Source organism: Novosphingobium sp. G106, from assembly GCF_019075875.1.
Lineage (GTDB): Bacteria > Pseudomonadota > Alphaproteobacteria > Sphingomonadales > Sphingomonadaceae > Novosphingobium.
Genome location: NZ_JAHOOZ010000004.1, coordinates 137,919 through 160,260, shown reverse-complemented (window position 1 = coordinate 160,260; position 22,342 = coordinate 137,919). Strand labels below are relative to the sequence as shown.

The following is a 22,342-nucleotide window of genomic DNA, read 5'->3' as shown; positions in this document are numbered from 1 at the left end:
TCTGTGCAGCCCCCCTTGCCGGCGCAGGACATAATCGTCACGGGGCAGAAGCGGCACCAGCGGCTCAGGGACCTTCCGCTGTCGATCAGCGTTGTGTCGCTGGACGGGATTGGACCGGTCGGACTCGCGTCGGGCAGCCGCGAATTGGCTTTGTCGGTCGACGGCCTGGCGCTGACCAATCTCGGTTCGGGGCGCAATCGGCAATTCATCCGCGGCGTTGCCGACAGCGCCTTCAACGGGCCCAGCCAGTCGACGGTCTCCGCCCAGCTCGACGAAGCACGCGTCACGTTCGACGCGCCCGATCCCGATCTACGCCTCGTCGATATGGAACGCGTGGAAGTGCTGAAGGGCCCGCAAGGGCCGCTCTACGGTTCGGGCGCGCTGGGCGGGATATATCACGTCGTCACGCGCAAACCGGACCTGACCGAGGCGAGCGGCAGCGCCCGCGTGATCGGCGAAGCGATCGAACATGGCGGCGTCGGCGCCGGCGGCGAGGCCACGGTCAATCTGCCGCTGACGACCGACAAGCTCGCCTTGCGCGGTGTTGGCTACGTTCTGCGCGAGGGCGGCTGGATCGACAACGCCGGCCGCAATCGCAACGCCAACCGCACCGTAACCGATGGCGGACGGTTGGCGCTGCGCTGGCAGCCGGATCGCGATTGGACCGTCGACCTCGCGGGCGTTCTGCAAGACATCGGCGTACGTGACAGCCAGTACGTGACGGTGTCGGACAAGACGCGGCTGCGTGAGGCGCGAATCCCCGAGCCCACCGACAACGATTTCAGGATGATTGCCGCTACCATACAAGGCAGGCTTGGCGGCCTGAAGCTTCTCGCCACCAGCAGCTACGTCGATCACAATGTCAGCTATACGCTCGATTCCACCGATGCGTCACCCCTGTTTGCCTTGTCCGGCCCGTCGCGGTTCGACAGTGATAGTCATTATACGATCGTCAATCACGAAGTGCGGCTTTCTCCAGTCGGATCGTCGCGGTGGATCGCCGGGATTTCCTACCTTCGTGCGCGTAGCCATACGATCGCTACGGTCAGCACGGTCCAGGACAGCCGCGGGGTCGAGGCGCTCGATCGCTACGTCACGGAACTGGCGATGTTCGGCGAAGCCAGTATCCCGCTGCTTGAGCAGTTGACGGTAACTGCCGGCGCGCGGGTATCTCGCTCCGTCGCTGAAGACGAGGCGCAGGAGCGTTCGGCGGGGTCGTCCGACCGGATAACCAAGACGATTCTCTCGCCCAGCCTTTCGCTGGCTTGGACGCCCAGCCAGCGCACGCTCGTCTATCTGCGGTATGCCCGCGCGGTTCGTCCCGGTGGACTGGCTCCTGCCGACATGCCTGGCGCCGGCCGCTTCGATTCCGACGATCTCGGCACGTTGGATCTCGGCATGCGTTATGCCTCGCCGGGAAACCGGTTCGCGGCGAGCGCGAGCATCTACTATACCGATTGGCGTCATATTCAGTCGGACTATCTGCTGGCCAACGGCCTGGTCGCTACCCGCAATGCCGGCCACGGTCGTATATTCGGCCTCGAGGCGAGCGTCGATTGGCTGCCCGCGGCCGGGCTGCGCCTGTCTGTCGGTGGAAGTTTCATAGACGCCGTATTGGTCAGCAGCGAGAACGGCCTGGCGCTGGACGATCGCCGCCTGCCGGTTGTGCCCGACTTTACCGGGCGGCTGACCCTCGAGTACGGTTTCGACCTTGGCGAATGGAAGGCAAGTCTGACAGGCCAGGCCAACTATGTCGGCAAAGCGCGCCTTGCGTTCGACCCCGCCCTCGACCGGCAAATGGGCGGGTACCTGCCCCTCGCCGCCACTGCAACTTTTGCACGGGACCGTGTGGTACTAAGCGCGCGGATCGACAATCTGATGGATATCAAGGGCGACAGCTTTGCCTTCGGCAACCAGTTTTCGATCCTGAACGCGCCGCAATACACGCCCTTGCGGCCGCGCACGTTCACTCTTTCCATCTCCCGATCCTGGTAACCGCGCAAAGCCAGCGCACCGAAAGGGCGGGCGGGCCGTACAGACACAATTTTTATTCCGCGTCGACTGCGGCTGGGCATTGCGGTGCCGTCTTGCGGGTGGTCGCAAGGCGGAGGTAGAGTTTGCGGAATACCAGCTCGCTGTCTCGTGGCGCGCAGTCTTCGAAAGAACCTACGCGCCGCCTCCTGCTTTCGATCCACGATGTCGGTCCTCGTTCGGAAGGCGCAGTCGACCGGCTTCGCGACCATCTCGGGCAGCACACGTCGCTCGACAGGGTGGCGCTGCTGGTCGTACCCAATCATGGGGGCGAAGCGCCGATCCAGCCCGGATCGCCTTTCGCCACGCGGCTGCGCGAATGGTCGGACCGAGGTGCCGAAGTCTTCGTCCATGGCTGGTTCCACCGGGACTCGACGCGGCACAGGACGCCCACTGCGCGCTTCAAAGCCCAGTACATGACTGCCGGCGAAGGCGAATTCCTGGGGCTCGACCGGGCCTGTGCCCGTGCTCTCATGCGTGACGGCAAGAAACTGATCGAAGACGTTACCGGCCGGGCCGTTGCCGGGTTCATTGCCCCCGCTTGGCTTTACGGCCCCGGCGCGCTCGATGCCTTGGCCGATTGCGGATTCATGATGGCAGAGGATCACTGGAAGGTCTGGTCTCCGGCCACCGGGCAGATCCTGGCCGAGAGCCCGGTGCTGACCTGGGCGAGCCGCAGCCGGGCACGGATCGCGTCCTCGCTGTTGGCCGCGCGCCTGCTGCCGACCCTGCTGCAGGCAATGCATGTCGCGCGTGTCGGCGTTCACCCCGGTGACACGACGGTCCCGGCGATCATGTCGAGTATCGATCATGCGGTCGCGCGGTTGAGCCGATCGCACCGCATCTCCCGCTACGCCGAACTTCCGGCGTCAGAGGCATTCGCATGCGCGTCCTGACTTTCGTGCACAGTTTCGATCTTGGCGGGGTGGAGCGCGTTGCCCTGCGCCTCGTTCGTCGCTGGCGTGAGCTTGGAACCGACGCTCCGCTGTTCGTCGGCCGGGTCGCCGGGGACATGCGCGCCGATGTCGGCGGCGACCTCGATTTCATCACGCCGTCTTCGCCCGGCATCGGCACTGGCAGCTGGGAAACGCTGTGGATGATCGTCACGCTTCCCCGCGTGGTACGCCGGCTCCGTCCCGACATCCTGTTCTGCGCCGGCAACAGCTACACGGTCGTCGCCGTCGCCCTGAAGCTGATCTTGGGCCGTGATTGTCCGCCGATCGTAGCGAAGATCAGCAACAGCCTCGATCGCCGCGATATACCGGGCTGGTGGCGCTGGGCCTATCGGCGCTGGCTGCGGATCCAGGGCCGCTTTCTCGACCACGTGGTCGGCATGGACGATGCGATGTCGGGCGAGATCCGAGACGCTTTGGGCCTGTCGGCCGACCAGCTCGCCATCATTCCCGATCCGGCCTTGTCCGAAGCGATGATCGCCCGGCTGAGAGCGCAGCCCCAAGCGGTCCGCTTGCCCCAGGCCGGAATCCGCTTCGTCGCCGTCGGGCGCCTCGCATCGCAGAAGAACTTCGCGTTGATGCTGCGCGCATTTCGGACCGGAGCGCGCGAACACGACCGTCTCGTAATCATCGGCAACGGACCCGCGCGCGACCGGCTGGTGGCCCTGGCCGCCGAACTCGGGCTGAGCGAACGGGTGGAGTTTCGGGGCTATGTTCCTGAGCCTTCCGCCCTGCTGTCGCAGTTCGACATATGCCTGCTCTCTTCCGACTACGAAGGCGTGCCCGCCGCTGTACTCGAGGCGCTTGCCGCCCGGTTGCCGGTCATCGCCACGGATTGCTCCTGCAGCATGGCCGGACTTCTGGCACACGGCGCGCTTGGCCGCCTGGTCGCAGTTGGTGACGAACAGGCACTCGTCGCTGCGATCGCAGGCGCGGAGACGCTTCACCCGAACGACGACCTGAGCCTGGCGCAAGCCCGGCGCTTTACCATCGAACTGGCGGGCGAGGCCTATCTCCGGGCCATGCGGCAGGTCCTGGCGCACGAGCGGTCTGACGAAACCGATGCGTTGCTACCTGCCCCACCGCATTCCATCGGAAAGATCTGCGCATGACCGCTCACGCAGCCTTCGAGGTTCCTGGGAACCGGATCATCGATCCTGAACCGCTGGTGCGAACCGGCCGAAGTTGGACCAAGTGGATAGGCCCGGTCATTTCGGTGCTGATCCTTGCCTCGGTGGTCTATCAGCTTCGCCAGATGGACGTTCGGCGATTGGCGGCGCTCATGCCGTCCAGTCCGGTCTTCTGGACCGTGATCGTTGCTTACTACTTTGCCGGCCCGATATCCGAGTGGATCATCTTTCGCCGGATATGGTCGTTGCCGGTCGGCGGATTTCCTGCCCTCCTGCGCAAGCTGGTCAGCAACGAAATCCTGCTCGGATATCTGGGCGAAGTCTATTTCTATGCCTGGGCGCGTCGCCACGCCCAGATCAGTGCGGCGCCGTTCGGAGCGATCAAGGACGTCACGATCCTCAGCGCGCTGACCGGCAATCTGTTCACGCTGCTGATGGTGGCGGTCGCAGCCCCGCTGTTCGGCGAACTTCACCTTGGCATGAACAGCCGCGCCTTCGTCGGCTCCACCGTTTTCGTGCTGCTGCTCTCGGCGGCCATGCTGCTGTTGCGCAAACGGCTGTTCACCCTGCCCAAGCGCGAACTCTGGTTCGTCACTTTCGTCCATTCGGCGCGGATCGTCGTGATGATGCTGTTGGCCGCCACCGCATGGCATTTGCTGCTGCCAAGCGTGGCATTGACCTGGTGGCTGCTGCTCGGAACTCTGCGCCAGCTTCTCTCGCGCCTGCCGTTTCTGCCCAACAAGGACGTCGTCTTCGCCGGACTCGCGACTTTCCTCGTGGGATCGGAACACGAGATCGCGTCGGCCATCGCGTTGTTCTCAACGTTGATCCTGGGCGGGCACCTCTTGGTGGGCGCCTGTGTCGGCCTTTCTGAACTGGCCAGGGAGGGTCATCAGGAATGATCGGCGCAATCATGTCGATTCTGCTCGCCGCCTCGCTTCGTTCCACCGCGGACCTCGGCACGACGGAGGGACAATGTCGCCGCGGCGAGGCAGGCCCTGCGCTACTCGTGGATGTCATAGGCCTCAAGGATCGGCGCGGACTGCTTAAGCTGGAACTCTACCCTGCCAACGATGCCGACTTCCTTCAGGACGACAATGTCCTGGTCTCCGCGGGCAAGGTCTTCCGGCGCGTCGAAATCGCCGTGCCGCAGGCCGGCATGGTTGAAATGTGCATTCGTGCTCCGGCTTCGGGGACTTATGCGCTGAGCCTACTCCACGACCGTGACGGCAATCATCGCTTCGGCCTGTCGATCGACGGCATAGCCTTCGGCGGCAATCCAAAGCTCGGCTGGTCGAAGCCTAAAGCTGCGGCGGCCAGCGTTCGCGTCGGGTCCACCCCCTCTCGCATACGCATCGTATTGAATTACCGCCGGGGGCTGATGTCCTTCGGCCCGACCGAGGACTGACCGCTTGCGTATCGTCGATATTTGCGCGTTCTATACGCCTCACGGCGGGGGCGTGAAAACCTATGTGGAGCGTAAGCTGCAGGCCGCTCGGCCAGGCCACGAACAGGTGATCGTGGTTGCGCCGGGGACCCGCGACACCATGGTCGACTATGCACCCGCGGGCCGCCTCATCACAGTATCGGGGCCCCAACTTCCGGTCGATCGCCGTTATCATTACTTCAAGGACGAGGCGGCGTTGCATGACCTGCTCGATCGTCTCGATCCCGATGTCGTCGAAGTGTCCTCTCCCTGGGCGAGCCCGGCCATGGTCGCGCGCTGGCGCGGCCGGGCATTACGCTCGTTGGTCATGCATGCCGACCCGCTTTCCGCCTATCCCTATCGCTGGTTCGGAAAGCTTGCCTCGCGCGACAACATCGATCGCGGCTTCGAATTCTTCTGGCGGCACCTGCGCCGGCTGGACCAGCAGTTCGACGTCGTCGTCAGCGCCGGAGCCAGCCTGACCGCGCGGCTCACCGATGGCGGGATGCGCAAGGTGCAGACCATTCCGATGGGCGTGACGCCGGGCCTGTTCGCCCCAGCGTTGCGCGACGAAGGACTACGCGCGCGCCTGCTTGCCCGCTGCGGCCTCGACTCCGATGCGACGCTGCTGATCGGCCTGGGGCGCCTCGCTCCGGAGAAGCGTTGGCCGATGGTGATCGAGGCCGTTACCGCCGCCGGCTATGACCATCCCATCGGGCTGGTGCTGTTCGGCAACGGGCGCGAACGCACGCGCGTCATTCGCGCCGCCGCGAACAACCCCCATGTCCAGTTGATTGCGCCGATTGCCGATAGGCGCGAGCTGGCAACGGTGTTGGCAAGCGCCGACGCTTTGGTTCATGGTTGCGAAGCGGAGACCTTCTGCATGGTCGCCGCCGAAGCGAAAGCCAGCGGCCTGCCGCTGATCGTTCCCGATGCGGGCGGGGCCAGCGACCAGTTCGTCAGCGGACAGGGCGAATTGTACGAGGCCTGCTCGTCCGCGCGCCTGGCAGACGCGGTTCGCCGCTTCATGACCTCGGCTCCGCTTATGCAACGCGGGCGTGCAACGGCAGCGGCACCGTTCGTCCAAAGCATGGACGAACATTTTCTGCGGCTGTTCGAAAGCTATGCGCAGCGAATGGACAAGCGGGTCAACGCCGCCTGACGGTAGCTACCCACGCCCTTCTGCCATCTCGGGACGATCTTCGAAGGCCGCCATCCAGGTCGACCTAGCCAAGTCTTCGACCACTCGAACTGGAAGGCCCAGTGTCCGGCTACGCTCGATCAGCGCGCGCGGTGCCGGCCCGCCGCTCACGATCACCCTCGCCAGCATCGGCAACCGGCGCCCACGCGCTTCAAGCACCCCCGTCAGCCCGGCGAGAAGCGTCGGTTCCAGAACGAGCGACGTGATCCGCATCTCGGCGATACTATCCACCATCCGCTCGAAATCGGGGCGATTGGGATTGGCCAGACCGATGCGTTTTGCGGGAGGCATCACATAGGTTCCGCCGGCCAGGATCGTCGCGTAGAATCCTGCAATCGCTTCCGAAAGCATCCAGGTCGGCTGAAGCGCTAGATGCCGATCAAAATGTCCCGGTTCCGATAAATCGACAAGTGAAGCGGCAATTTCGAATAGATACCGCAGAGGAACGCAGACCTGTTTATCTTTGCGAGAGCGAATGGAGCGAAAGGTGACCCGGCCAGTGCCAGCCGGCATGGGCGTCATGGGAATAGCATGGCGCAGGCGGACCATGTCGGTCGCGTTCAGATAGACTGCCTGAGCCCCGCTCCAAGCCATGGCGGTCGCGGCATCGCTAGCCGAGCATGCGCTCGATATGGTGAGCTGAGGAATTCCGGCGGCGATCAACGAAAGGTCGAGCAAGGCAAGCGCCAGGCCATGATCAAGCTGCACTGCCACGGGCCTTGCAGGATTGTATAAGCCGGCTAGGTCGCTAGCCAGAACCTTGACCAGTTCCGAGAGCAGACGATAGTCGATCGGGAAATCCACGATGGGGTCGATCGCCATTCGGTGAGCCGACTGTATGCCATGTCTGTGCAGGGTTTCGATCAGGCAATGCATGACGCTTTCATTCCTTCTGACGGTGCCGTCATGACGACACCGGAAGGGATTCCCGCAGTTCGAGCAGGCAAGATTACGACCTGACAGTCCTTCCGCACTGCAACTGCGGTACCTCGGCTGGCTGACGTCTCAGCCTTGGCTCCCGTGTATCAAGCCCGGAGGTCGGAGCAGATCATCGTCGAAAAGGACAATGCATTGAGTGCGATTTCTCTCGCGGCATTGGCGCTCATGGTCGGGGCGCCTGAAATTCCGAATGCCTCAGCACCGAAGCTGCCCGAAGCGCCGGCAATTGGTCGGCAGGTTGCCATGCTAGGCTCGCCAGCAGTGCCCGATACTGATGGGGGCCAGGACGCGATCGTAGTAGAGGCGGAGCGCCAAACCCCGGCCGGCGATCCCCTAGAACATGTCAACGAAACGTCCTTCGCCGCCACCCAGGCAGTGGACCAGGCGTTGGTCGGCCCGGTCGCGATTGGCTATAAACACATAATACCCGAGCCTGTCAGGAACGGCCTGCGCAACATCCTCAACAATCTGCACGAACCGGTCGTTATGCTGAATTTCCTCGTCCAAATGAAGCCGGGCAAGGCTTCCGAAACACTGGGCCGCTTCGCGATCAACTCGACTATTGGCGCCGCCGGGGTCTTCGATATGGCGAAGAGACGGACCTTTAACCTGCCGCGCCGGCCCAACGGCTTTGCCGACAGCCTCGGCTACTATGGCGTGAAACCAGGCCCGTACCTCTTTCTCCCTTTGGTCGGCCCGACAACATTGCGCGATCTCTTGGGTGGCGCAGCGGACCGCCTCGTGCTGCCGCTCGCTGTCGGAAAGCCCTTTTCCCAACCGGCCTATACGGTTCCCAGTGGGATCGTCGGCGCGCTCAATCGCCGTGTCGAAATTGACGAGAATCTGCACCAACTGCGCGAGCAGACTTCAGATCCCTATGCCGTCCTGCGCAAAACATACTTGCAGAATCGACAGGCTGAAATCGATCATCTGCATTCCCACGCGCGCGGCGAGAATTGACGGACTGTGTTCACAACGGTTTTGCAACTCTTCGGTAAGGTGTTCCGAATGTTAACGGTTATCGATGAGCACCGGCAGCAGTCCTGGCAATCCGCGTGCCACGTTTGCTCAGGAGCGATGATGTGCTAGCGGCGCTTACCGATCTGTTCAGCAGGCACGAGCCGTCGGCGAATATAAGATAGGACAATGGCGCGAATTTTACGGCACAATATTGTGCGAGACTGGCTAAACCGGTCGACGGAATGATTCTTCACATCGAGCCGATCTCGCCTTGGAAGGCCGGTTACAAAGAAAGCTTCAACTACAAGCTCAGTGACGAGCGGCTCAACGCGTGAGATCTTCCACACTATACGCGAAGCGGCGTCCCCCAATCGTTCGTTAGCGAGCCCCCTCAACACGTTCCGAGCACACTGCTCAGTGGGCTAGCGACCACCCAGCCCCCGAAGCCACTTGCTACGCCCTGCTGGCCACCCTACGCTGCGCTCCGGTCAGTCCGCCGGGGGACCATCCCTGCCGGAAACTAGCTTGGCCGGTGGGCCCCGTCAGTGGGGCAAGTCACCAATGGCGATAGGCTAGCGTTCCATCAGGTTGCGTACACAGGCGCCCTCCAGCGACGCATCAAAGTCGATGAAGTGTTGAAGTGTCTCCGAGACGCTCCCGCCCCATACGCGGCCTTTCGGCAATATTACTTGGAGGGTCAGGCGGAAATCGCAGCAAAGTGCGGGCGGCCGAAGACGCGATGATGTCGGCAGACAGGCGTTGCAGAATTACGCACAGAGTACGTTCGTCACAACCCCTAAGTAAGCGGGGCCTGAGGGCCGCCTTGCGCGGTGCCCATTCGCCGGGATGATTGCCGCTCTTTGAGCGAGGTGGCGGGTGTCGGACGAGATCGAGGATTCAGCAAGCGAACGGGCGAGTAGTCATATGAGTAATCGTATGAGTAGTCGGATCGAGGTCGTTAGCCGGGTGTCGGGCCGTCGGCGCTGGACGGTGGAACAGAAGCTGGCCGTATTGCGGGATGCATTTGGCCCAGATGGCTGCATTCGCACGGCCGTTGAGCGCCACGATGTTGGCAGCGGTTCGATCTACACATGGCGACGGCAGGCGATGTCTGGAGAGCTTGCCGGGGTTCGCAAGCTGGCCGAGCCAGCCTTTGTCGAGGTCCAGATCGGCGAGCCGCCCGCGTTGCCTGCTCCCATTGCACCGCTCGTCCCCGGCTTGATCGGGATCGAACTGCCTTCGGGCATCAGGGTGAGCGTGGATGCCACGGTCGATGCCGATGTCCTGTCGCGGGTGATCGGCGCGCTGACACGATGATCCCGCTGCCGCCATCGACGCGGATCTTCCTGGCCTGCGGTGCGACCGACATGCGTAAGGGCTTCGACGGTCTGGCGGTAATGACGCAGCAGGTTCTGGAGCAGAGCCCACATTCGGGTGCGCTGTTCGCTTTCCGGGGCAAGCGTGGCGATCTGGTGAAGCTGCTCTGGTATGACGGCCAAGGCATGTGCCTGTTTTCCAAGCGGATGGACCGGGGGCGCTTCGTATGGCCGTCCACCAAGACCGGGTCAGTGGTGATGACGGCGGCGCAGCTTTCGATGCTATTGGAAGGCATCGACTGGCGTCGGCCAGAGCGCATTTTTACCCCGTCACGGGCAGGGTAAAACGCCCATTTTCCGGCGCTTTCATTGGCATTGGGATCACCGTTCTGCTATATAATCGCGGTGTCAGACGCGGGCATTTCCTCCCCTGATAAAGATGCTCGGATCGCCGAGCTCGAAGCCGCATTGGCGGCTGCCCGCGCCGATATTTCCGCACGTGACATCCTCATCGACACGCTGCGCGTGCAGATCGCGCGCCTCAAGCGGATGCAGTTCGGCAAGTCGTCCGAGAAGCTCGATACCCAGATCGCCCAGCTTGAGCTGGCGCTCGAAGAACTGGAGGGCGAGGCCATTGTCGCCGCCGCCCGCCGGACCGATCCCATAGCCGTTGATCGGCCATCACCGGTTCGGGCGCTGCCCGCCCATCTGCCGCGCGAGGAACAGCGGATCGAGCCTGAGCAGGGCAACTGCACCTGTCCCGACTGCGGCGGTGCGCTGCGGCCCCTGGGACAGGACTGCGATGAGATGCTCGATGCCGTGCCGGTGCAGTGGCGCGTCGTTCGGACCATCCGTCCCAAGTATAGCTGCCGGACCTGCGAGAAGATCGTGCAGGCACCTGCGCCGGCAAAGGCGATAGCGAGGGGCAAGGCGACCTTCGGCACATTGGCCCATGTCGTCGTCTCCAAGTTCGACCATCATCTGCCGCTGTACCGTCAGGCCGAGATCATGGCTGCGCAGGGCATTGAGATCGACCGCTCGACGCTGGCAGGCTGGGTTGGGCAAGCATCTGTGCTGCTCGACCCGATCATCAGTCGCATCCGCGAGGTCGGGCTGACCGCCTCGAAGATCCATACCGACGATACGCCGGTCCCCATGCTTGATCCTGGACGTGGCAAGACGGCAACCGGCAGGCTCTGGGCCTATGCGGTCGATGATCGGGGATCCGGCGCCACGACCCCGCCGCTGGTCTGGTATGAGTTCACCACGGATAGAACTGGCGCACATCCCCAGCGGCAGCTGGCCAGCTTCACCGGCTATCTCCAGGCCGATGGCTATGCCGGTTACGACAAGCTCTACGATACCAACCGCGTCACCGAGGTCGCCTGCTGGGCGCATTTCCGGCGCAAGATCTTCGACATCCATGCGACCAAGCCGACACCGCTTACCACTGATCTGCTGGAGCGTATCGGTCAGCTCTATGAGATCGAAGCAGAGGTTCGCGGCCATCAGCCCGATATCCGGCGACGAAGCCGGCAGGACCGCACCAAACCATTGATCGACGATCTCCGCCAGGCGCTCGACGATGCAACGCGCCGTCTCTCGCCCAAGTCCGAGATGGCCAAAGCGATCGCCTATGGCCGCAAGCGCTGGATCGCGCTGACGCGCTTCCTCGACGATGGCCGCCTGGAGATAGATAACAACATAGCCGAGCGCGCCATGCGCTGCGTGGCCTTGGGTCGCAAAAACTGGTTGTTTGCAGGATCAAAGGCGGGCGGTGATCGGGCCGCCGCCATCTACTCCATCGTAAGCGCCGACGGAACTCGGCCTTGTGCGGTGTGGTGATGGCGTGAAATTTCGCGGGGCAGATGGAGGCCTTGCGAGTGGATATCGAGCAGTCAAACGAGCCTCGTATGGGCGCTTGCCGGGACGGCGGAGCGGTCGTTCGAGTGGAGCGTCGCCGTCGGTGGAGTGACGACGAGAAGCTGGCTATCCTTAAGGAAACGACACGGCCCGGCGCCATCATGGCGGTCGTCGCGCGCAAGCATGGGATCGGGACGGGCCAGCTCTACACCTGGCGCAGGCAATTGCTGCAGAGCGCGATGGCCGGGTTCGTGCCGGTGGAACTTACGAGTTCTGCTCCGCCGGCGAAGTCGGCCGAGAGCGGCCGGATTGAGATCAAAGGCCAAGGCGGCTTCACGGTGTCCGTCGACCGGCTGGTCGACCGGGCGGCGCTGAAGCTGGTTCTTGAGGTGGTCGGGGGGATGGATCGTTGAGCCTGACGCTGCCGCCGTCGGCGAAGATCTATCTGTCGCTGGCTCCCTGCGACATGCGCAAGGGTTTTGACGGACTGAGCGCGCAGGTCCGCAACATCCTTCGGCTCGATCCTTTCTCAGGCGCCGTATTTCTGTTCCGCGGAAAACGCGGTGACAGATTGAAGGCCCTGGTCTGGGATGGCTCGGGGCTTTGCCTTTATGCAAAACGTCTCGAACGCGGGAAGTTTGTCTGGCCCCGCACGCAGGATGGAGCCGCGGCACGGCTCTCGGCCGCACAGTTGGCGATGCTGATCGAGGGGCTGGATTGGAGGCAGGCGATCGTCCATGAGGAGGTGGTCACGCCGACCCTCGCATGAGCGATAAAGTGGCGGGAAACTGCGGTTTTCTATAGGCTTGCGTCGCCGCCGCCGCTATAGTTCTGGGCATGCGGTTCGACCTTGATCGCCTTCCCACAGACCCTGTTCTCCTGCAGAAAATTCTGCGGGAAATGGCTGAGGCCATGGAGCTGGAGCGGGCCGAACTGCAGGCGGCGAATGCGACCGTCAAAGCCCAGAACCTGAAGATCGAAAAGCTCGAGCATCGCCTGGCCCGGCTGCTGCGCGTCCAGTTCGGCCGCAGTTCCGAAAAGATGGATATCGCGCAGCTGCGCCTGATGTTCGACGAGGTCGATGCCCCTGAACCGGCCAACGATGACGCGCCGGCAGCGGCAGAGCCGCAGTCGGTGCGCAGGGCCGGCGTTCGTGCACCGATCCCCGCGCACATCCCGCGCTTGACGACACAGCATCGCCCGGAGCCGTGCGGCTGCGGTGGTGCCGAAACCGTCATCTGCGAAGACGTCACCGAAGTACTGGATTATGTGCCGGCCCGCTTCCGCGTCCTGCGCCATGTTCGCCCCCGTATCGCCTGCCGGTCCTGCGAGACGATCCGACAGGCTCCGGCGATCGACCTGCCGTTGCCCAAGGTGATGGCGAGCAGCGCGCTGCTCGCGCATCTCGTCGTCAGCCGCTTCGTCGATCATCAGCCCTGGCATCGCCAGTCGGTGATCCTGCGTCGCCAGGGCGTGGACATCGATCGCGACGTGATGGGGCGCTGGTCCCGCAAGCTTGCCTGGCTGATGGCGCCACTTGGCGAGCGCCTGCTCTCCTACGTGCTTGAGGCCCCGAAGATACATGGCGACGAGACACCGGTCACACTGCTGATGGGCGAGAACGGCAGTCACACCGCCTACTTCTGGGTCTATCTGCGCGACGGCCGTTCGAGCGGCGACATGAGCCCGCCCGCCGTTGCGTTCCGCTTCACGACCGGTCGTGGCGGCGAGCATCCCGCAGCCCATCTCGCCGGGTATGAGGGATACCTCCAGGCGGATGGCTATGCCGGCTATAACACGCTGTACCGCGACCCGAAGACGAAGGCCTCACGAGGCGTGACCGAGGTCGGCTGCTGGGCACACGCGCGACGCAAATTTACCGACATTCTGGAAAAGAACTCATCGCCGGTGGCGGCTGAAGCCGTGGTGAGGATCGGCGAGCTGTTCGCGATCGAGCGCGACATCAAGGGCGCACCACCCGATGTACGACGACGGGTCCGCCAGCAGTTGGCTACCCGGAAACTGGCTGCTCTACGGCCATGGCTCGAAGCACAGATGCGTGGGCTGTCCTCGGACAGCGTCTTGGCGAAGGCATGCCGCTATCCGCTCAATCGCTGGGCGGCGATGGTCCGCTATTGCGACGATGGCTTGCTCGAGATCAGCAACAACCTGGTCGAGAATGCCCTGCGCGGCGTTGCTCTAGGCCGGCGCAACTGGATGTTCGTTGGTTCGACCAAGGGCGGAGATGCCTCGGCTCTTTTTTACTCGCTCGTAGAGACATGCCGCCTGAACGGCGTGGAGCCCGAGGCCTGGTTTACCGACGTCGTCGCCCGTATCGGCAACAACCCAATCAACCGGATCGACGAACTGCTGCCGTGGAACTGGCGGGCGGCAAGAGAGGTCCAGAACCTGGAGCAAGCTGCTTGAGCAACGCCTTCGTCGCGCGGATGACGATCACGCTGGATGACGTGACACCGGCGGTGAGCCGCATGATCGAAGTGCCGCTGGGAATCCGGCTCGATCGCTTGCACACTGTCTTCCAGGCGGCGCTGGCGTGGACGGACAGCCACCTGTGGGAACTGACCTTCGGGCGCACGGGCTTTGGCATCCTCGACCCCTCATACGGCTTCGATGGCCCCCTTGATGCCAGCAAGGCGACCTTGGCCGAGGCTCTGGAGGGAATGCGGGGCAAGACCTTCCGGTACCTGTACGACTTCGGCGACGCCTGGGAGCACAGCGTCAGGATCCAGGGCATCGCTCCGGCCGACCCTCAAGGTAGCTATCCTCGACTGCTTGAAGCCACCGGCATGCGTCCGCCCGAGGACTCAGGCGGCCCTTGGGGCTATGCCGAGAAGCTCGAGGCACTCGCTGATCCGACGCATGAATACCATGAGGATGCACTGGACGCCTTGGGTGACGATCATGACCCCCACGCTCAGCCCGACATCGATCTGATCCGCACCCGCTTCGCGGCCCTGGCAAAGAAATGGGCACCGCGCCCGCGCAAGGCTAAATAGCCCCACGTCAACGCCGCCTTCCGTCGGCGCTTACACTCCATCATCGAGACTGCCAAGCTCAATGGCCTCGAACCGCAGGCCTACATCGCCGATGTCATCGCCAAGATCGCTGGCAACTGGCCTGCTGCCCGCTGGGATAAACTCATGCCGTGGAAATGGCAGCCAGATCAGCAACCGATCGCAGAAGCCGCCTGAGCCGCGGCCTCCAGACCCCGCTTACACCCCTAATGCGTTCCCGAAGAATTGGGGGCCTCGCGTAGGTCACCTGCTTTCCAAGCTCTTGGCCCGTCGCCGCCAATCGCCGGAATTTTCGTGTGAGGCACAGACCCGTCGTCATGCGCTCGACGCCAACTAATGTTTCGGTGGTGGCGACACCGTCCTAAAGAGCGGCGCAATCAAGCTTCTAGCGTAGCATGACGGCAACTTGGTATCGAAAGTACCAGCGGCGTTCGGCGCTCGCTCACCCCGCCCGGTCAGAGGCACGAACATGGTCCATCCGAGTGAACAACGCTTCAGCGCACCGTTCGGCTGCTTTTCAACTACGAGAAGCTGTTCTTGCGCCCATGTGGGGCCAATCGGCATGATCAGTCGACCCCTAGGCTTGAGCTGGTCTATCAGCGGCTGCGGCATCGTGGCGGCGCCGGCGGCGACGATGATCGCGTCGAACGGCGCTCGTTCGGGCCAACCGGCGAACCCGTCACCGCTCCTTACCGTGACGTTGCGGTAGCCGAGCTCGCGAAGGCGCGCCGTAGCTTGATCCGCCAACGGCTTTATGATTTCGATCGAGGAAACCTGCCGGCTCAGCGGCGACAGTACCGCCGCCTGATATCCAGACCCGGTGCCTACATCGAGAACGTTGGCATTCGGCGGCAGGTGCGCTGCTCCTGTCATAATCGCAACGACAGCAGAGTCGGAGATTGTTTGATCGTAACCAATCGGGAGTGACGTCGGGTCGTAGGCCTGCTGCCTAAGTGCGGCGGGTACGAAGCGCTCCCGATCAACGATGGCCACCGCAGACAACGCGATTTCGAAATAGGCATCGTCTGCTTCCGGCGCGTCACTCCGTAGCGTTTCGCGAATGCGAGTAACCATAATCGCGCGCGCCGCGGCAAAATCGGCGGCGGAGGTGCCCGCAATGAGCTGCGCCGACGCGGAGGAGGCACAAAAGAGTGCGAGCGCAGTCATCCAACGACGGAACGAGCGGTACCCAACCGACCCACCGCCCGACGAGGAGAAAACCGCAGGATAAAAACAAAAAGCGGGGCGCATGGCAACTTTCGGAGATGGAAAGCGAATTGGCTGTGTGCGGACCTAAGGAATTAGACCTCTTGCTCGTATTGACGTCGCCGCCTGCAACTCACCTCAGCGCGCAACACAAACTGCCCTAACCGCGATCGACGTGACGCCCACCCGTGGTCGGGGCGTTAGACGTTCGCCCGGGAATGCAGAGCGACAAGTACCACGCTCAGCTCTCCGATCGGCGCGACGACGTGCCCACTCGCACACTTCCCAAAATCCCAAATTACGACAGAAAGGTAATTCAGATGCAGATGGCAGTTGGTCTCGCAGAAACCAGCATCGCGGTTCGATGCTGGCAGCGCATACATGTTTGGTGGCAGCTCTGACACCGCGGATTGCGCTTCCAATACGTTTAGGGTTTCTGTAGAATTGAGAACCTGGCCCACTTGTGTCGAAGCGCAGCTGTTGCCCTGAGTTTGGTAACTCTGGGACTTTGCCAAGGGCGTTCGAGTCGTCCAGCGTATCGCATCCCCATTAAACTCACTTCTAATTCTGATATTCAAATCGTCCGAGCCGCAGCTTGCCCCGTGCTAGATGGCATTATTGTGGGTGGTGACGTGCGAAGACCAAAATGGCTACGCGGGGGTGGTACCCGGGCAACTTTTGGTAGTTGGTCGAGATATTTCCGGCAATGTCCTATCCACCACGGATGCAACTTGGGAAATTTCATGAACCGGCGATTCCGTCTCGCTTACTTTAAGGCCTGTTTGTGATGCAAACTGAAAGCGCCTCTAAATGGCAATGAATGGGTTTACCACCAGAAAAAGCCAAAGGCTCCCGAATAAACCAAGCCTCATTTTGAAGCGTTATCCGAAGCTATGACCCATAGAATTGGGATTTCAACGACCGATATCGCTATAGCCATACCGGCAAACTGACCTCCACCCAAGCCTGCAAAGATAGTCCCAATTATCAGTGCTAGAAGCAGCGCAGGTGCCCAATATGGATGGTGAAATAAATTCGCCATCTTCCATGCCATGACTGCCGCAAGCACTGCCGCCCCTATGCTTCCTATAACGAAAGCCAATACGTGTTCGAAGATCGTCAAGATGGACAGTGTGGTCATATTTGACCTTTCTGCAAAGCAGGCCTTTTAACGCGTTCCCCCAGTGCCTTAACGAGGACATTGTACACCGCTCGGGCAGATCAGTAAACTGCAAGACCGGGCGACGCGGTGACCTCGATCGCACTGCTCGCCAGAAATTGCTCTCTTGAAAATAGTGGATAGCGATCTGCTTCTCACATTTGCAAGTCGTTCGCGAAGCCGTTCAGGAGTACTGGTCGCGACCGAGGCCCATTCGCAAGATGAGACGCGCGATCGCATCGGCGGGCGCTGCGCTCGGCCCAGTATCGGTACCGGTGGATTGGTTCGCGGGCGTAACAGCTCAATTAGATCGCGTTGATCGGCAGCTTCAGGTAAATGTGACCACCTTTCGAGGCGGGTGGCATGGCTCCAGCACGGATATTCACCTGCAAGGACGGCAGGATGAGCAGCGGCGCTTCCAGCTTGGCGTCGCGTGCCTGTCGCAGGAAGACGAAGTCACCCTCGCTGACACCTTCCTGGATGTGAACGTTGCCGGCGTTCTGCTGCGCAACGCTGGTCTCCCAGCGATAATCTTGACGCCCCTCGGGAAGATAGTCGTGGCCTACGAACATGCGCGTTTCGTCCGGTAGGGCAAGGATCTTGCGGATCGAGCGGTATAGGTGTTCGGCGCTGCCCCCGGGAAAGTCGCTGCGCGCCGTGCCGTAATCTGGCATGAACAGCGTGTCGCCGACGAAGACGGCGTCGCCGATGACATAGCTGACACAGGCCGGTGTGTGGCCCGGAGTGTGCAGGACTAGGATATCGAGTTGCCCGAGCGAGAGGACGTTGCCTTCGTCGACGAGGCGATCGAACTGGCTGCCGTCGCGTGCGACATCGTCGGTCTCAAACAGCGCGGCGAACACCTCCTGCACTTTGACGATGCCGGCACCGATGACGATCGGCGCCCCCGTCTTCTCGCGCAGATAGTGCGACGCGGAAAGGTGATCGGCATGGGCGTGGGTCTCGAGGATCCAGGCAAGTTTGAGGCCCTTAGCCGCGACATAGTTCAGCAGCGTGTCGGCCGACCTCGTCGACGTGCGCGCATTGCGGGGACTGAAGTCGAGCACCGGATCGATGACCGCGGCACTGAGCGTGGCGGGATCGTGAACCACATAGCTGACGGTGAAGGTGGCTGCGTCGAAGAAGGCTTCGACGTGGGGCTGGTCCGACATGGGCATCTCCTTAGCCTTATATATCATATCTTGCTAATTTAGCATCAATGCATATAATGGGGACATGTTCGATTTAAACCGCTTCGACCTTGCTCTGTTCGAGGAGAGCGCCGGACGCGCCGCCGCACTCTTGCGCCTGCTCGGCAACGAGAAACGACTGATGGTCTTGTGTCAGCTTGCCAATGACGAGCTATCGGTGGGTGCCCTTCAGGCGCGTATCGGCCTGTCGCAGTCGGCGCTGTCGCAGCACCTCGCACTGCTCCGCGAACAAGGAATCGTCGCCACCCGCCGGGAAAGTCAGACCATCCATTACCGCATTGCCGATCCCGCAGCCTTGCGGGTGATCCAGACGTTGGCGGAGCTGTTTTGCCCGCCAGAAATGGGGAAACAACCATGACTACCGTGCTTCACAAGCTTTCGCCGCGGGAGGTGCAGGCACGCCTCGCAGCTGGCGGCGGCGTGCTCGTAGACATCCGCGAAGCGGACGAATTCGCTCGCGCCCATGTCCCAGGAGCGCAGTCGCGGCCGCTCTCCGCTCTGGAGCAGGCGCACCTCGCCGTGGATCCCGGCACCGACGTGATCTTCTCATGCCGCACGGGCATGCGCACCGCCGCGTCATGCGACCGACTCGCGGCGCTGGTCGTGGGCGATGCCTATGTGCTCGACGGCGGTCTCGATGCCTGGTCCAAGGCGGGCCTACCGGTCGAGGAGGACCGCAGGGCGCCGCTGGAGATCAACCGGCAGGTGCAGATCGCCGCTGGTCTTCTGATCCTTGCCGGCGTCATTCTCGGCTTCCTGGTCGCGCCGGGCTGGTTCGGTCTCTCCGCGTTAGTCGGAGCCGGCCTCACCTTCGCCGGCATCACTGGCACTTGCGCCATGGCGCGGCTCCTGATGCTTGCACCGTGGAACCGCATGGTGGCAGCCTGACCTTGGGTTGGGAAACTCTTCTGCTCGCGGCGTTGGGCGGCGCCATCGTCGGCCTCCTGCTGACCCTGTTTGGCGGCGGCGGGTCCGTCCTCGCGACGCCTTGGCTGGTCTATGTCGTCGGACTGACCGATACCCATGTCGCCATCGGTACCTCGGCTGCCGCCGTTGCGGTCAACGCCGCCACTGGGCTCGCGGCGCAGGCGCGCGCGGGCCAGGTCAAATGGCCCTGTGCCACCGTTTTCGCGCTGTCGGGCCTGACGGGCGCGCTTGTCGGTGCGCATATCGCGAAACAGGTCGATGGCCGCTCGCTGCTCTCGTGGTTTGCCGTCGCCATGATCGCGATCGCTTTATCGATGCTGCTTCCCCGGCGCACCGAGGGTGATCCTGGTGTTCACTTTAGGCCGAGGATGGTACTAAAGCTCGCGCCCGTCGGACTCGTTACCGGTCTTGCGGCGGGGTTCTTCGGGATTGGCGGCGGCTTCCTCATCGCACCGGGTCTAATGGCTTCGACCGGCATGACGCTCGCGAATGCCGGAGCGTCCTCGCTCGTATCGGTGGCCTTGTTTGGTTCCGCGACGAGCGCCTCCTATGCCGCATCCGGGCTGGTGTCCTGGCCGCTATTCGGTGCCCTGGTGCTCGGCGGCGCGAGCGGCACGCTATCGGCCATACCGCTCTCCCGACAGCTTGCGGAAAAGCCGCGTATGGCCCGTTCCATATTTGCCTTCATTGTCATCAGCGTCGCGGCGTACATATTATTTAACCCATCCTGACAACTGCCATACGTTCATGTGCTGGAAATCGGTCGTCGGCCTAGGCATGTCTGAGCAAGTCTCGATGGTGCTCACGCAGCAGGCGTGAAGCTGTACCATCGCACAGCGTTGAGGCATCTGCAGGCGGCATGGCCAGAATTCTGATCGTTGAGGATGACGCGGCGACAGCCGGGGAGATCGCGACCGAGCTCGCCAGTCACGGTCACAGCGTGCGAATCGCCGAAGATGGGCGCCTCGGGTTGCAGCTTGCGACCCAGGAGCGCTTCGACATCGTCACGCTGGACCGTATGTTGCCAGGATTAGACGGGCTGGCAGTGGTCGAGCGATTGCGATCGGCTGGCATCGAGATTCCGGTGCTGATGATCAGCGCGCTCGGCGACGTGGACGAGCGTATCGCCGGACTTCGCGCTGGCGGCGATGACTACCTCATAAAGCCTTTCGCATCCGATGAGATGGCAATGCGGGTGGAAGTACTGCTGAGGCGCAGCAGTCTGCATTCGACCGAGCCGGCCTTTCTCAGGCTCGGCGCGCTCGAGATCGATCTTATCCAGCGCCGGGTCCTGCTGGAGAACGTGCCGATACGCCTCCTGCACATGGAATTTCGTCTGCTGGAATTTCTGGCAAGAAATGCCGGCGAGGTCGTCAGCCGCCGCATCATCTTTGAGCAGGTCTGGGGTTACTACTTCGACCCGGGGGCCAACCTGATCAACGTCCACGTTGCGCGTCTACGCAAGAAGCTCGATCGCCCCGGCAAGGCGTCGATCATCACGACCGTAAAAGGTGAGGGGTATCGGTTCGATGCCTTCTGAGGCCTTGCGATGGCACGACGTGCGCAAGACGAGCGGTTTTCGCCTGACCCTGCTGCTCGGTTCGATCGCGACGGCTGGGCTGCTGCTGCTCCTGCTGCTCATCTTCATCCTCATCGCGCGAGATCTGACCCATCGAAGCGATCGCGTCCTGCGGTCCGAAGCAGCGCGACTGGAGGCGGTGTCACCCGACCAGCTTTCCGCGGAAGTCACGCGCTATATCCTGAGCAGCGCGAGCGGGCTCAACTATGTAGGACTCGTGCGACCCGACGGTCGCGCGGTGTCGGGCAACCTCCGCCTAGCCGGGTCCTATCCTCTGGAGACACCGTTCGAAGTCGATTCCCTGAAGGGGATCTCGCATCCCCTGCGCGTGCTGGCCCACCGGACTGCGACGGGCCGGCTCCTCCTGATCGGAAGGGACATCGCGCCCCTTGCCGACCTTCGAAGGCAGATCGGACGTATCCTGATCCTGAGCGCACTGCTGGTCTTGCCCCTGCTCCTGGCGGCCGGCGTGATAGTGAGCATCGGCCCCCCTGCGACGCGTCAACGCTCTCCAGCGCGTGGCGCGGACGATCGCCGCGGGGGAACTCGATGCCCGCATGCCGATCAAGGGCAGGGGCGATGAACTCGACCTTTTCGCCACCACCGTCAATCAGATGGTCGAAGCGGTTGAACAGACACTTGGACAGGTCAAGTCGGTAACCGACGCCGTCGCACATGACCTCAGAACGCCTCTGACCCACGTGCGCAACCAGCTCTACCGGCTCACGCGCAATCAAACATTGCCCATCGAACATCTGGGCAAAGTCCGCCAGTCGATCGAGGACATCGATTTCGTCGTCGATCGTTTCGCTGCTCTGATGAGAATATCCGAGCTGGAATCGGCGCGGCGGACTTCGGGCTTCTCGACCTGCAGATTGCGCCCACTGGCCGAGACCGTCATCGAACTCTACGAGCCGCTCGCCGAGGACAAAGGCATTTGCCTGAGTCTCGATGCGCCGGCCGATCTGAGCCTCCGAGGCGATGAGAAGCTGCTGTTCGAGGCCATCAGCAATCTGGTCGACAATGCCATCAAGTTCACGCCGCCGGCCGGCCGGGTGACGATCCTGGCCTATGCCCGGCAGGCGGAGGTGGTCCTGGAGGTGCAAGACAACGGGCAGGGCGTGCCGGAAGCGCTGCACGAGGCCATCTTGCTACGCTTCGATCGCGGCGCTGCGTCGCCGCATCTGCCGGGCGCGGGTCTCGGCCTCAGCATCGTCGCCGCAATCGTCCACATGCACCGGTTCTCGCTCGAGATCGCGTCAGCCAATCCCGGATTTGTCGCCCGCATCGTTGCGCCCGAGGCATAGCTCCGCGCTGATTCAAGGTGAAATTCATTTCACTTTTCGCCTCTTCGCATGGGGCCCATTGGAGCGGCCACCGATGCTGCACCGCAAAACCGACGGTGC

The 22,342-nt window shown here is 62.6% G+C and carries 24 protein-coding genes and 1 pseudogene; 21 read left to right on the top strand and 4 right to left on the bottom strand.

What is annotated here, in order from left to right; genetic code table 11:
• Nucleotides 1-3: 3 nt before the first annotated feature.
• The 6 genes from KRR38_RS34580 (at nucleotide 4) to KRR38_RS34555 (ending at nucleotide 6,702) form a co-directional block, all read left to right on the top strand.
• A complete protein-coding gene (locus KRR38_RS34580) occupies nucleotides 4-1,995 on the top strand; it encodes a TonB-dependent receptor domain-containing protein (protein WP_217408273.1) in 1,992 nt (663 codons plus the stop codon).
• A 122-nt stretch (nucleotides 1,996-2,117) separates the two neighbouring features.
• Nucleotides 2,118-2,927: a polysaccharide deacetylase family protein gene (locus KRR38_RS34575; protein WP_254515916.1), complete on the top strand. Its 810-nt coding sequence runs from the start codon at nucleotides 2,118-2,120 to the stop codon at nucleotides 2,925-2,927.
• Entirely contained in the window at nucleotides 2,915-4,096 is a 1,182-nt protein-coding gene (locus KRR38_RS34570) for a glycosyltransferase (RefSeq protein WP_217408272.1), read from the top strand. Before KRR38_RS34575 ends, KRR38_RS34570 begins: the two co-directional genes overlap by 13 nt.
• The gene (locus KRR38_RS34565; RefSeq protein WP_217408271.1) at nucleotides 4,093-5,016 is read left to right on the top strand and encodes a hypothetical protein; all 924 of its coding nucleotides are present in this window, start codon (nucleotides 4,093-4,095) and stop codon (nucleotides 5,014-5,016) included. The genes KRR38_RS34570 and KRR38_RS34565 overlap by 4 nt, the downstream gene beginning before the upstream one ends.
• A complete protein-coding gene (locus KRR38_RS34560; protein WP_217408270.1) occupies nucleotides 5,013-5,522 on the top strand; it encodes a DUF2141 domain-containing protein in 510 nt (169 codons plus the stop codon). Before KRR38_RS34565 ends, KRR38_RS34560 begins: the two co-directional genes overlap by 4 nt.
• Nucleotides 5,523-5,526: 4 nt before the next feature.
• Nucleotides 5,527-6,702 (top strand): glycosyltransferase, encoded by a 1,176-nt coding sequence (locus KRR38_RS34555; protein WP_217408269.1) that lies wholly within the window; start codon nucleotides 5,527-5,529, stop codon nucleotides 6,700-6,702.
• Between the two features lie 6 nt (nucleotides 6,703-6,708).
• On the opposite strand, the gene KRR38_RS34550 is transcribed toward KRR38_RS34555, so the two are convergent.
• Nucleotides 6,709-7,617, bottom strand: a complete 909-nt coding sequence (locus KRR38_RS34550) for a hypothetical protein (protein ID WP_217408268.1) — start codon at nucleotides 7,615-7,617, stop codon at nucleotides 6,709-6,711.
• 195 nt (nucleotides 7,618-7,812) lie between these two features.
• On the opposite strand from KRR38_RS34550, the gene KRR38_RS34545 reads away from it, so the two are divergent.
• From KRR38_RS34545 to KRR38_RS34505, 9 genes and pseudogenes are all read left to right on the top strand, one after another.
• Nucleotides 7,813-8,640, top strand: a complete 828-nt coding sequence (locus KRR38_RS34545; protein WP_254515915.1) for a VacJ family lipoprotein — start codon at nucleotides 7,813-7,815, stop codon at nucleotides 8,638-8,640.
• Nucleotides 8,641-9,564: 924 nt separating this feature from the next.
• Nucleotides 9,565-9,957 carry a transposase gene (locus KRR38_RS34540; protein WP_309141266.1) on the top strand — a complete coding sequence of 131 codons (393 nt, stop codon included), beginning with the start codon at nucleotides 9,565-9,567 and terminating at the stop codon, nucleotides 9,955-9,957.
• Nucleotides 9,954-10,301, top strand: coding sequence for an IS66 family insertion sequence element accessory protein TnpB (gene tnpB / locus KRR38_RS34535; RefSeq protein ID WP_217408267.1), 348 nt, complete (start codon nucleotides 9,954-9,956; stop codon nucleotides 10,299-10,301). Before KRR38_RS34540 ends, tnpB (KRR38_RS34535) begins: the two co-directional genes overlap by 4 nt.
• Nucleotides 10,302-10,352: 51 nt before the next feature.
• On the top strand, nucleotides 10,353-11,801 hold the full coding sequence (locus KRR38_RS34530; RefSeq protein WP_309141265.1) for an IS66 family transposase: 1,449 nt from the start codon (nucleotides 10,353-10,355) through the stop codon (nucleotides 11,799-11,801).
• A 38-nt stretch (nucleotides 11,802-11,839) separates the two neighbouring features.
• Nucleotides 11,840-12,232, top strand: coding sequence for a transposase (locus KRR38_RS34525; RefSeq protein WP_217408266.1), 393 nt, complete (start codon nucleotides 11,840-11,842; stop codon nucleotides 12,230-12,232).
• Nucleotides 12,229-12,588: an IS66 family insertion sequence element accessory protein TnpB gene (gene tnpB, locus KRR38_RS34520; protein ID WP_375293506.1), complete on the top strand. Its 360-nt coding sequence runs from the start codon at nucleotides 12,229-12,231 to the stop codon at nucleotides 12,586-12,588. The genes KRR38_RS34525 and tnpB (KRR38_RS34520) overlap by 4 nt, the downstream gene beginning before the upstream one ends.
• 131 nt (nucleotides 12,589-12,719) lie before the next feature.
• Nucleotides 12,720-14,246 (top strand): IS66 family transposase, encoded by a 1,527-nt coding sequence (locus KRR38_RS34515; RefSeq protein WP_217408265.1) that lies wholly within the window; start codon nucleotides 12,720-12,722, stop codon nucleotides 14,244-14,246.
• On the top strand, nucleotides 14,243-14,836 hold the full coding sequence (locus KRR38_RS34510) for a plasmid pRiA4b ORF-3 family protein (protein WP_254515913.1): 594 nt from the start codon (nucleotides 14,243-14,245) through the stop codon (nucleotides 14,834-14,836). The genes KRR38_RS34515 and KRR38_RS34510 overlap by 4 nt, the downstream gene beginning before the upstream one ends.
• 30 nt (nucleotides 14,837-14,866) lie before the next feature.
• Nucleotides 14,867-15,031 (top strand): annotated as a pseudogene (locus KRR38_RS34505) (transposase domain-containing protein); the annotation flags it as partial.
• A gap of 156 nt (nucleotides 15,032-15,187) precedes the next feature.
• Here KRR38_RS34505 and KRR38_RS34500 read toward each other — a convergent pair.
• From KRR38_RS34500 to KRR38_RS34490, 3 genes are all read right to left on the bottom strand, one after another.
• Nucleotides 15,188-16,021 carry a protein-L-isoaspartate(D-aspartate) O-methyltransferase gene (locus KRR38_RS34500; protein ID WP_217408264.1) on the bottom strand — a complete coding sequence of 278 codons (834 nt, stop codon included), beginning with the start codon at nucleotides 16,019-16,021 and terminating at the stop codon, nucleotides 15,188-15,190.
• Between the two features lie 907 nt (nucleotides 16,022-16,928).
• Complete coding sequence (locus KRR38_RS34495; protein WP_217408263.1) at nucleotides 16,929-17,201, bottom strand: hypothetical protein; 273 nt, start codon at nucleotides 17,199-17,201, stop codon at nucleotides 16,929-16,931.
• A 323-nt stretch (nucleotides 17,202-17,524) separates the two neighbouring features.
• Nucleotides 17,525-18,391 carry an MBL fold metallo-hydrolase gene (locus tag KRR38_RS34490; protein WP_254515912.1) on the bottom strand — a complete coding sequence of 289 codons (867 nt, stop codon included), beginning with the start codon at nucleotides 18,389-18,391 and terminating at the stop codon, nucleotides 17,525-17,527.
• Between the two features lie 64 nt (nucleotides 18,392-18,455).
• Between KRR38_RS34490 and KRR38_RS34485 the strand changes: the two genes are divergently transcribed.
• The 6 genes from KRR38_RS34485 to KRR38_RS36855 all read left to right on the top strand — a co-directional run bounded on the left by KRR38_RS34485 (nucleotide 18,456) and on the right by KRR38_RS36855 (nucleotide 22,243).
• Nucleotides 18,456-18,788, top strand: a complete 333-nt coding sequence (locus KRR38_RS34485) for a helix-turn-helix transcriptional regulator (protein WP_217408261.1) — start codon at nucleotides 18,456-18,458, stop codon at nucleotides 18,786-18,788.
• Complete coding sequence (locus KRR38_RS34480) at nucleotides 18,785-19,318, top strand: rhodanese family protein (protein WP_217408260.1); 534 nt, start codon at nucleotides 18,785-18,787, stop codon at nucleotides 19,316-19,318. Before KRR38_RS34485 ends, KRR38_RS34480 begins: the two co-directional genes overlap by 4 nt.
• A gap of 32 nt (nucleotides 19,319-19,350) precedes the next feature.
• Nucleotides 19,351-20,088, top strand: a complete 738-nt coding sequence (locus KRR38_RS34475) for a sulfite exporter TauE/SafE family protein (RefSeq protein ID WP_254515911.1) — start codon at nucleotides 19,351-19,353, stop codon at nucleotides 20,086-20,088.
• 128 nt (nucleotides 20,089-20,216) lie between these two features.
• Nucleotides 20,217-20,897, top strand: a complete 681-nt coding sequence (locus KRR38_RS34470) for a response regulator transcription factor (RefSeq protein ID WP_217408259.1) — start codon at nucleotides 20,217-20,219, stop codon at nucleotides 20,895-20,897.
• A complete protein-coding gene (locus KRR38_RS36860; RefSeq protein ID WP_254515910.1) occupies nucleotides 20,887-21,519 on the top strand; it encodes a hypothetical protein in 633 nt (210 codons plus the stop codon). The genes KRR38_RS34470 and KRR38_RS36860 overlap by 11 nt, the downstream gene beginning before the upstream one ends.
• Nucleotides 21,455-22,243 (top strand): HAMP domain-containing sensor histidine kinase, encoded by a 789-nt coding sequence (locus KRR38_RS36855; protein ID WP_309141258.1) that lies wholly within the window; start codon nucleotides 21,455-21,457, stop codon nucleotides 22,241-22,243. Before KRR38_RS36860 ends, KRR38_RS36855 begins: the two co-directional genes overlap by 65 nt.
• Nucleotides 22,244-22,342: the final 99 nt, after the last annotated feature.

What these genes read in the sequence shown, in the direction of transcription:
- KRR38_RS34570 (WP_217408272.1), top strand. Translation starts at nt 2,915, where the DNA reads ATGCGCGTCCTGACTTTCGTGCACAGTTTCGATCTTGGCGGGGTGGAG.
- KRR38_RS34565 (WP_217408271.1), top strand. Translation starts at nt 4,093, where the DNA reads ATGACCGCTCACGCAGCCTTCGAGGTTCCTGGGAACCGGATCATCGAT.
- KRR38_RS34560 (WP_217408270.1), top strand. Translation starts at nt 5,013, where the DNA reads ATGATCGGCGCAATCATGTCGATTCTGCTCGCCGCCTCGCTTCGTTCC.
- KRR38_RS34550 (WP_217408268.1), bottom strand. Translation starts at nt 7,617, where the DNA reads ATGCATTGCCTGATCGAAACCCTGCACAGACATGGCATACAGTCGGCT.
- KRR38_RS34540 (WP_309141266.1), top strand. Translation starts at nt 9,565, where the DNA reads ATGAGTAATCGTATGAGTAGTCGGATCGAGGTCGTTAGCCGGGTGTCG.
- tnpB (WP_217408267.1), top strand. Translation starts at nt 9,954, where the DNA reads ATGATCCCGCTGCCGCCATCGACGCGGATCTTCCTGGCCTGCGGTGCG.
- KRR38_RS34515 (WP_217408265.1), top strand. Translation starts at nt 12,720, where the DNA reads ATGGCTGAGGCCATGGAGCTGGAGCGGGCCGAACTGCAGGCGGCGAAT.
- KRR38_RS34500 (WP_217408264.1), bottom strand. Translation starts at nt 16,021, where the DNA reads ATGACTGCGCTCGCACTCTTTTGTGCCTCCTCCGCGTCGGCGCAGCTC.
- KRR38_RS34495 (WP_217408263.1), bottom strand. Translation starts at nt 17,201, where the DNA reads ATGACCACACTGTCCATCTTGACGATCTTCGAACACGTATTGGCTTTC.
- KRR38_RS34490 (WP_254515912.1), bottom strand. Translation starts at nt 18,391, where the DNA reads ATGTCGGACCAGCCCCACGTCGAAGCCTTCTTCGACGCAGCCACCTTC.
- KRR38_RS34485 (WP_217408261.1), top strand. Translation starts at nt 18,456, where the DNA reads ATGTTCGATTTAAACCGCTTCGACCTTGCTCTGTTCGAGGAGAGCGCC.
- KRR38_RS34480 (WP_217408260.1), top strand. Translation starts at nt 18,785, where the DNA reads ATGACTACCGTGCTTCACAAGCTTTCGCCGCGGGAGGTGCAGGCACGC.
- KRR38_RS34470 (WP_217408259.1), top strand. Translation starts at nt 20,217, where the DNA reads ATGGCCAGAATTCTGATCGTTGAGGATGACGCGGCGACAGCCGGGGAG.
- KRR38_RS36860 (WP_254515910.1), top strand. Translation starts at nt 20,887, where the DNA reads ATGCCTTCTGAGGCCTTGCGATGGCACGACGTGCGCAAGACGAGCGGT.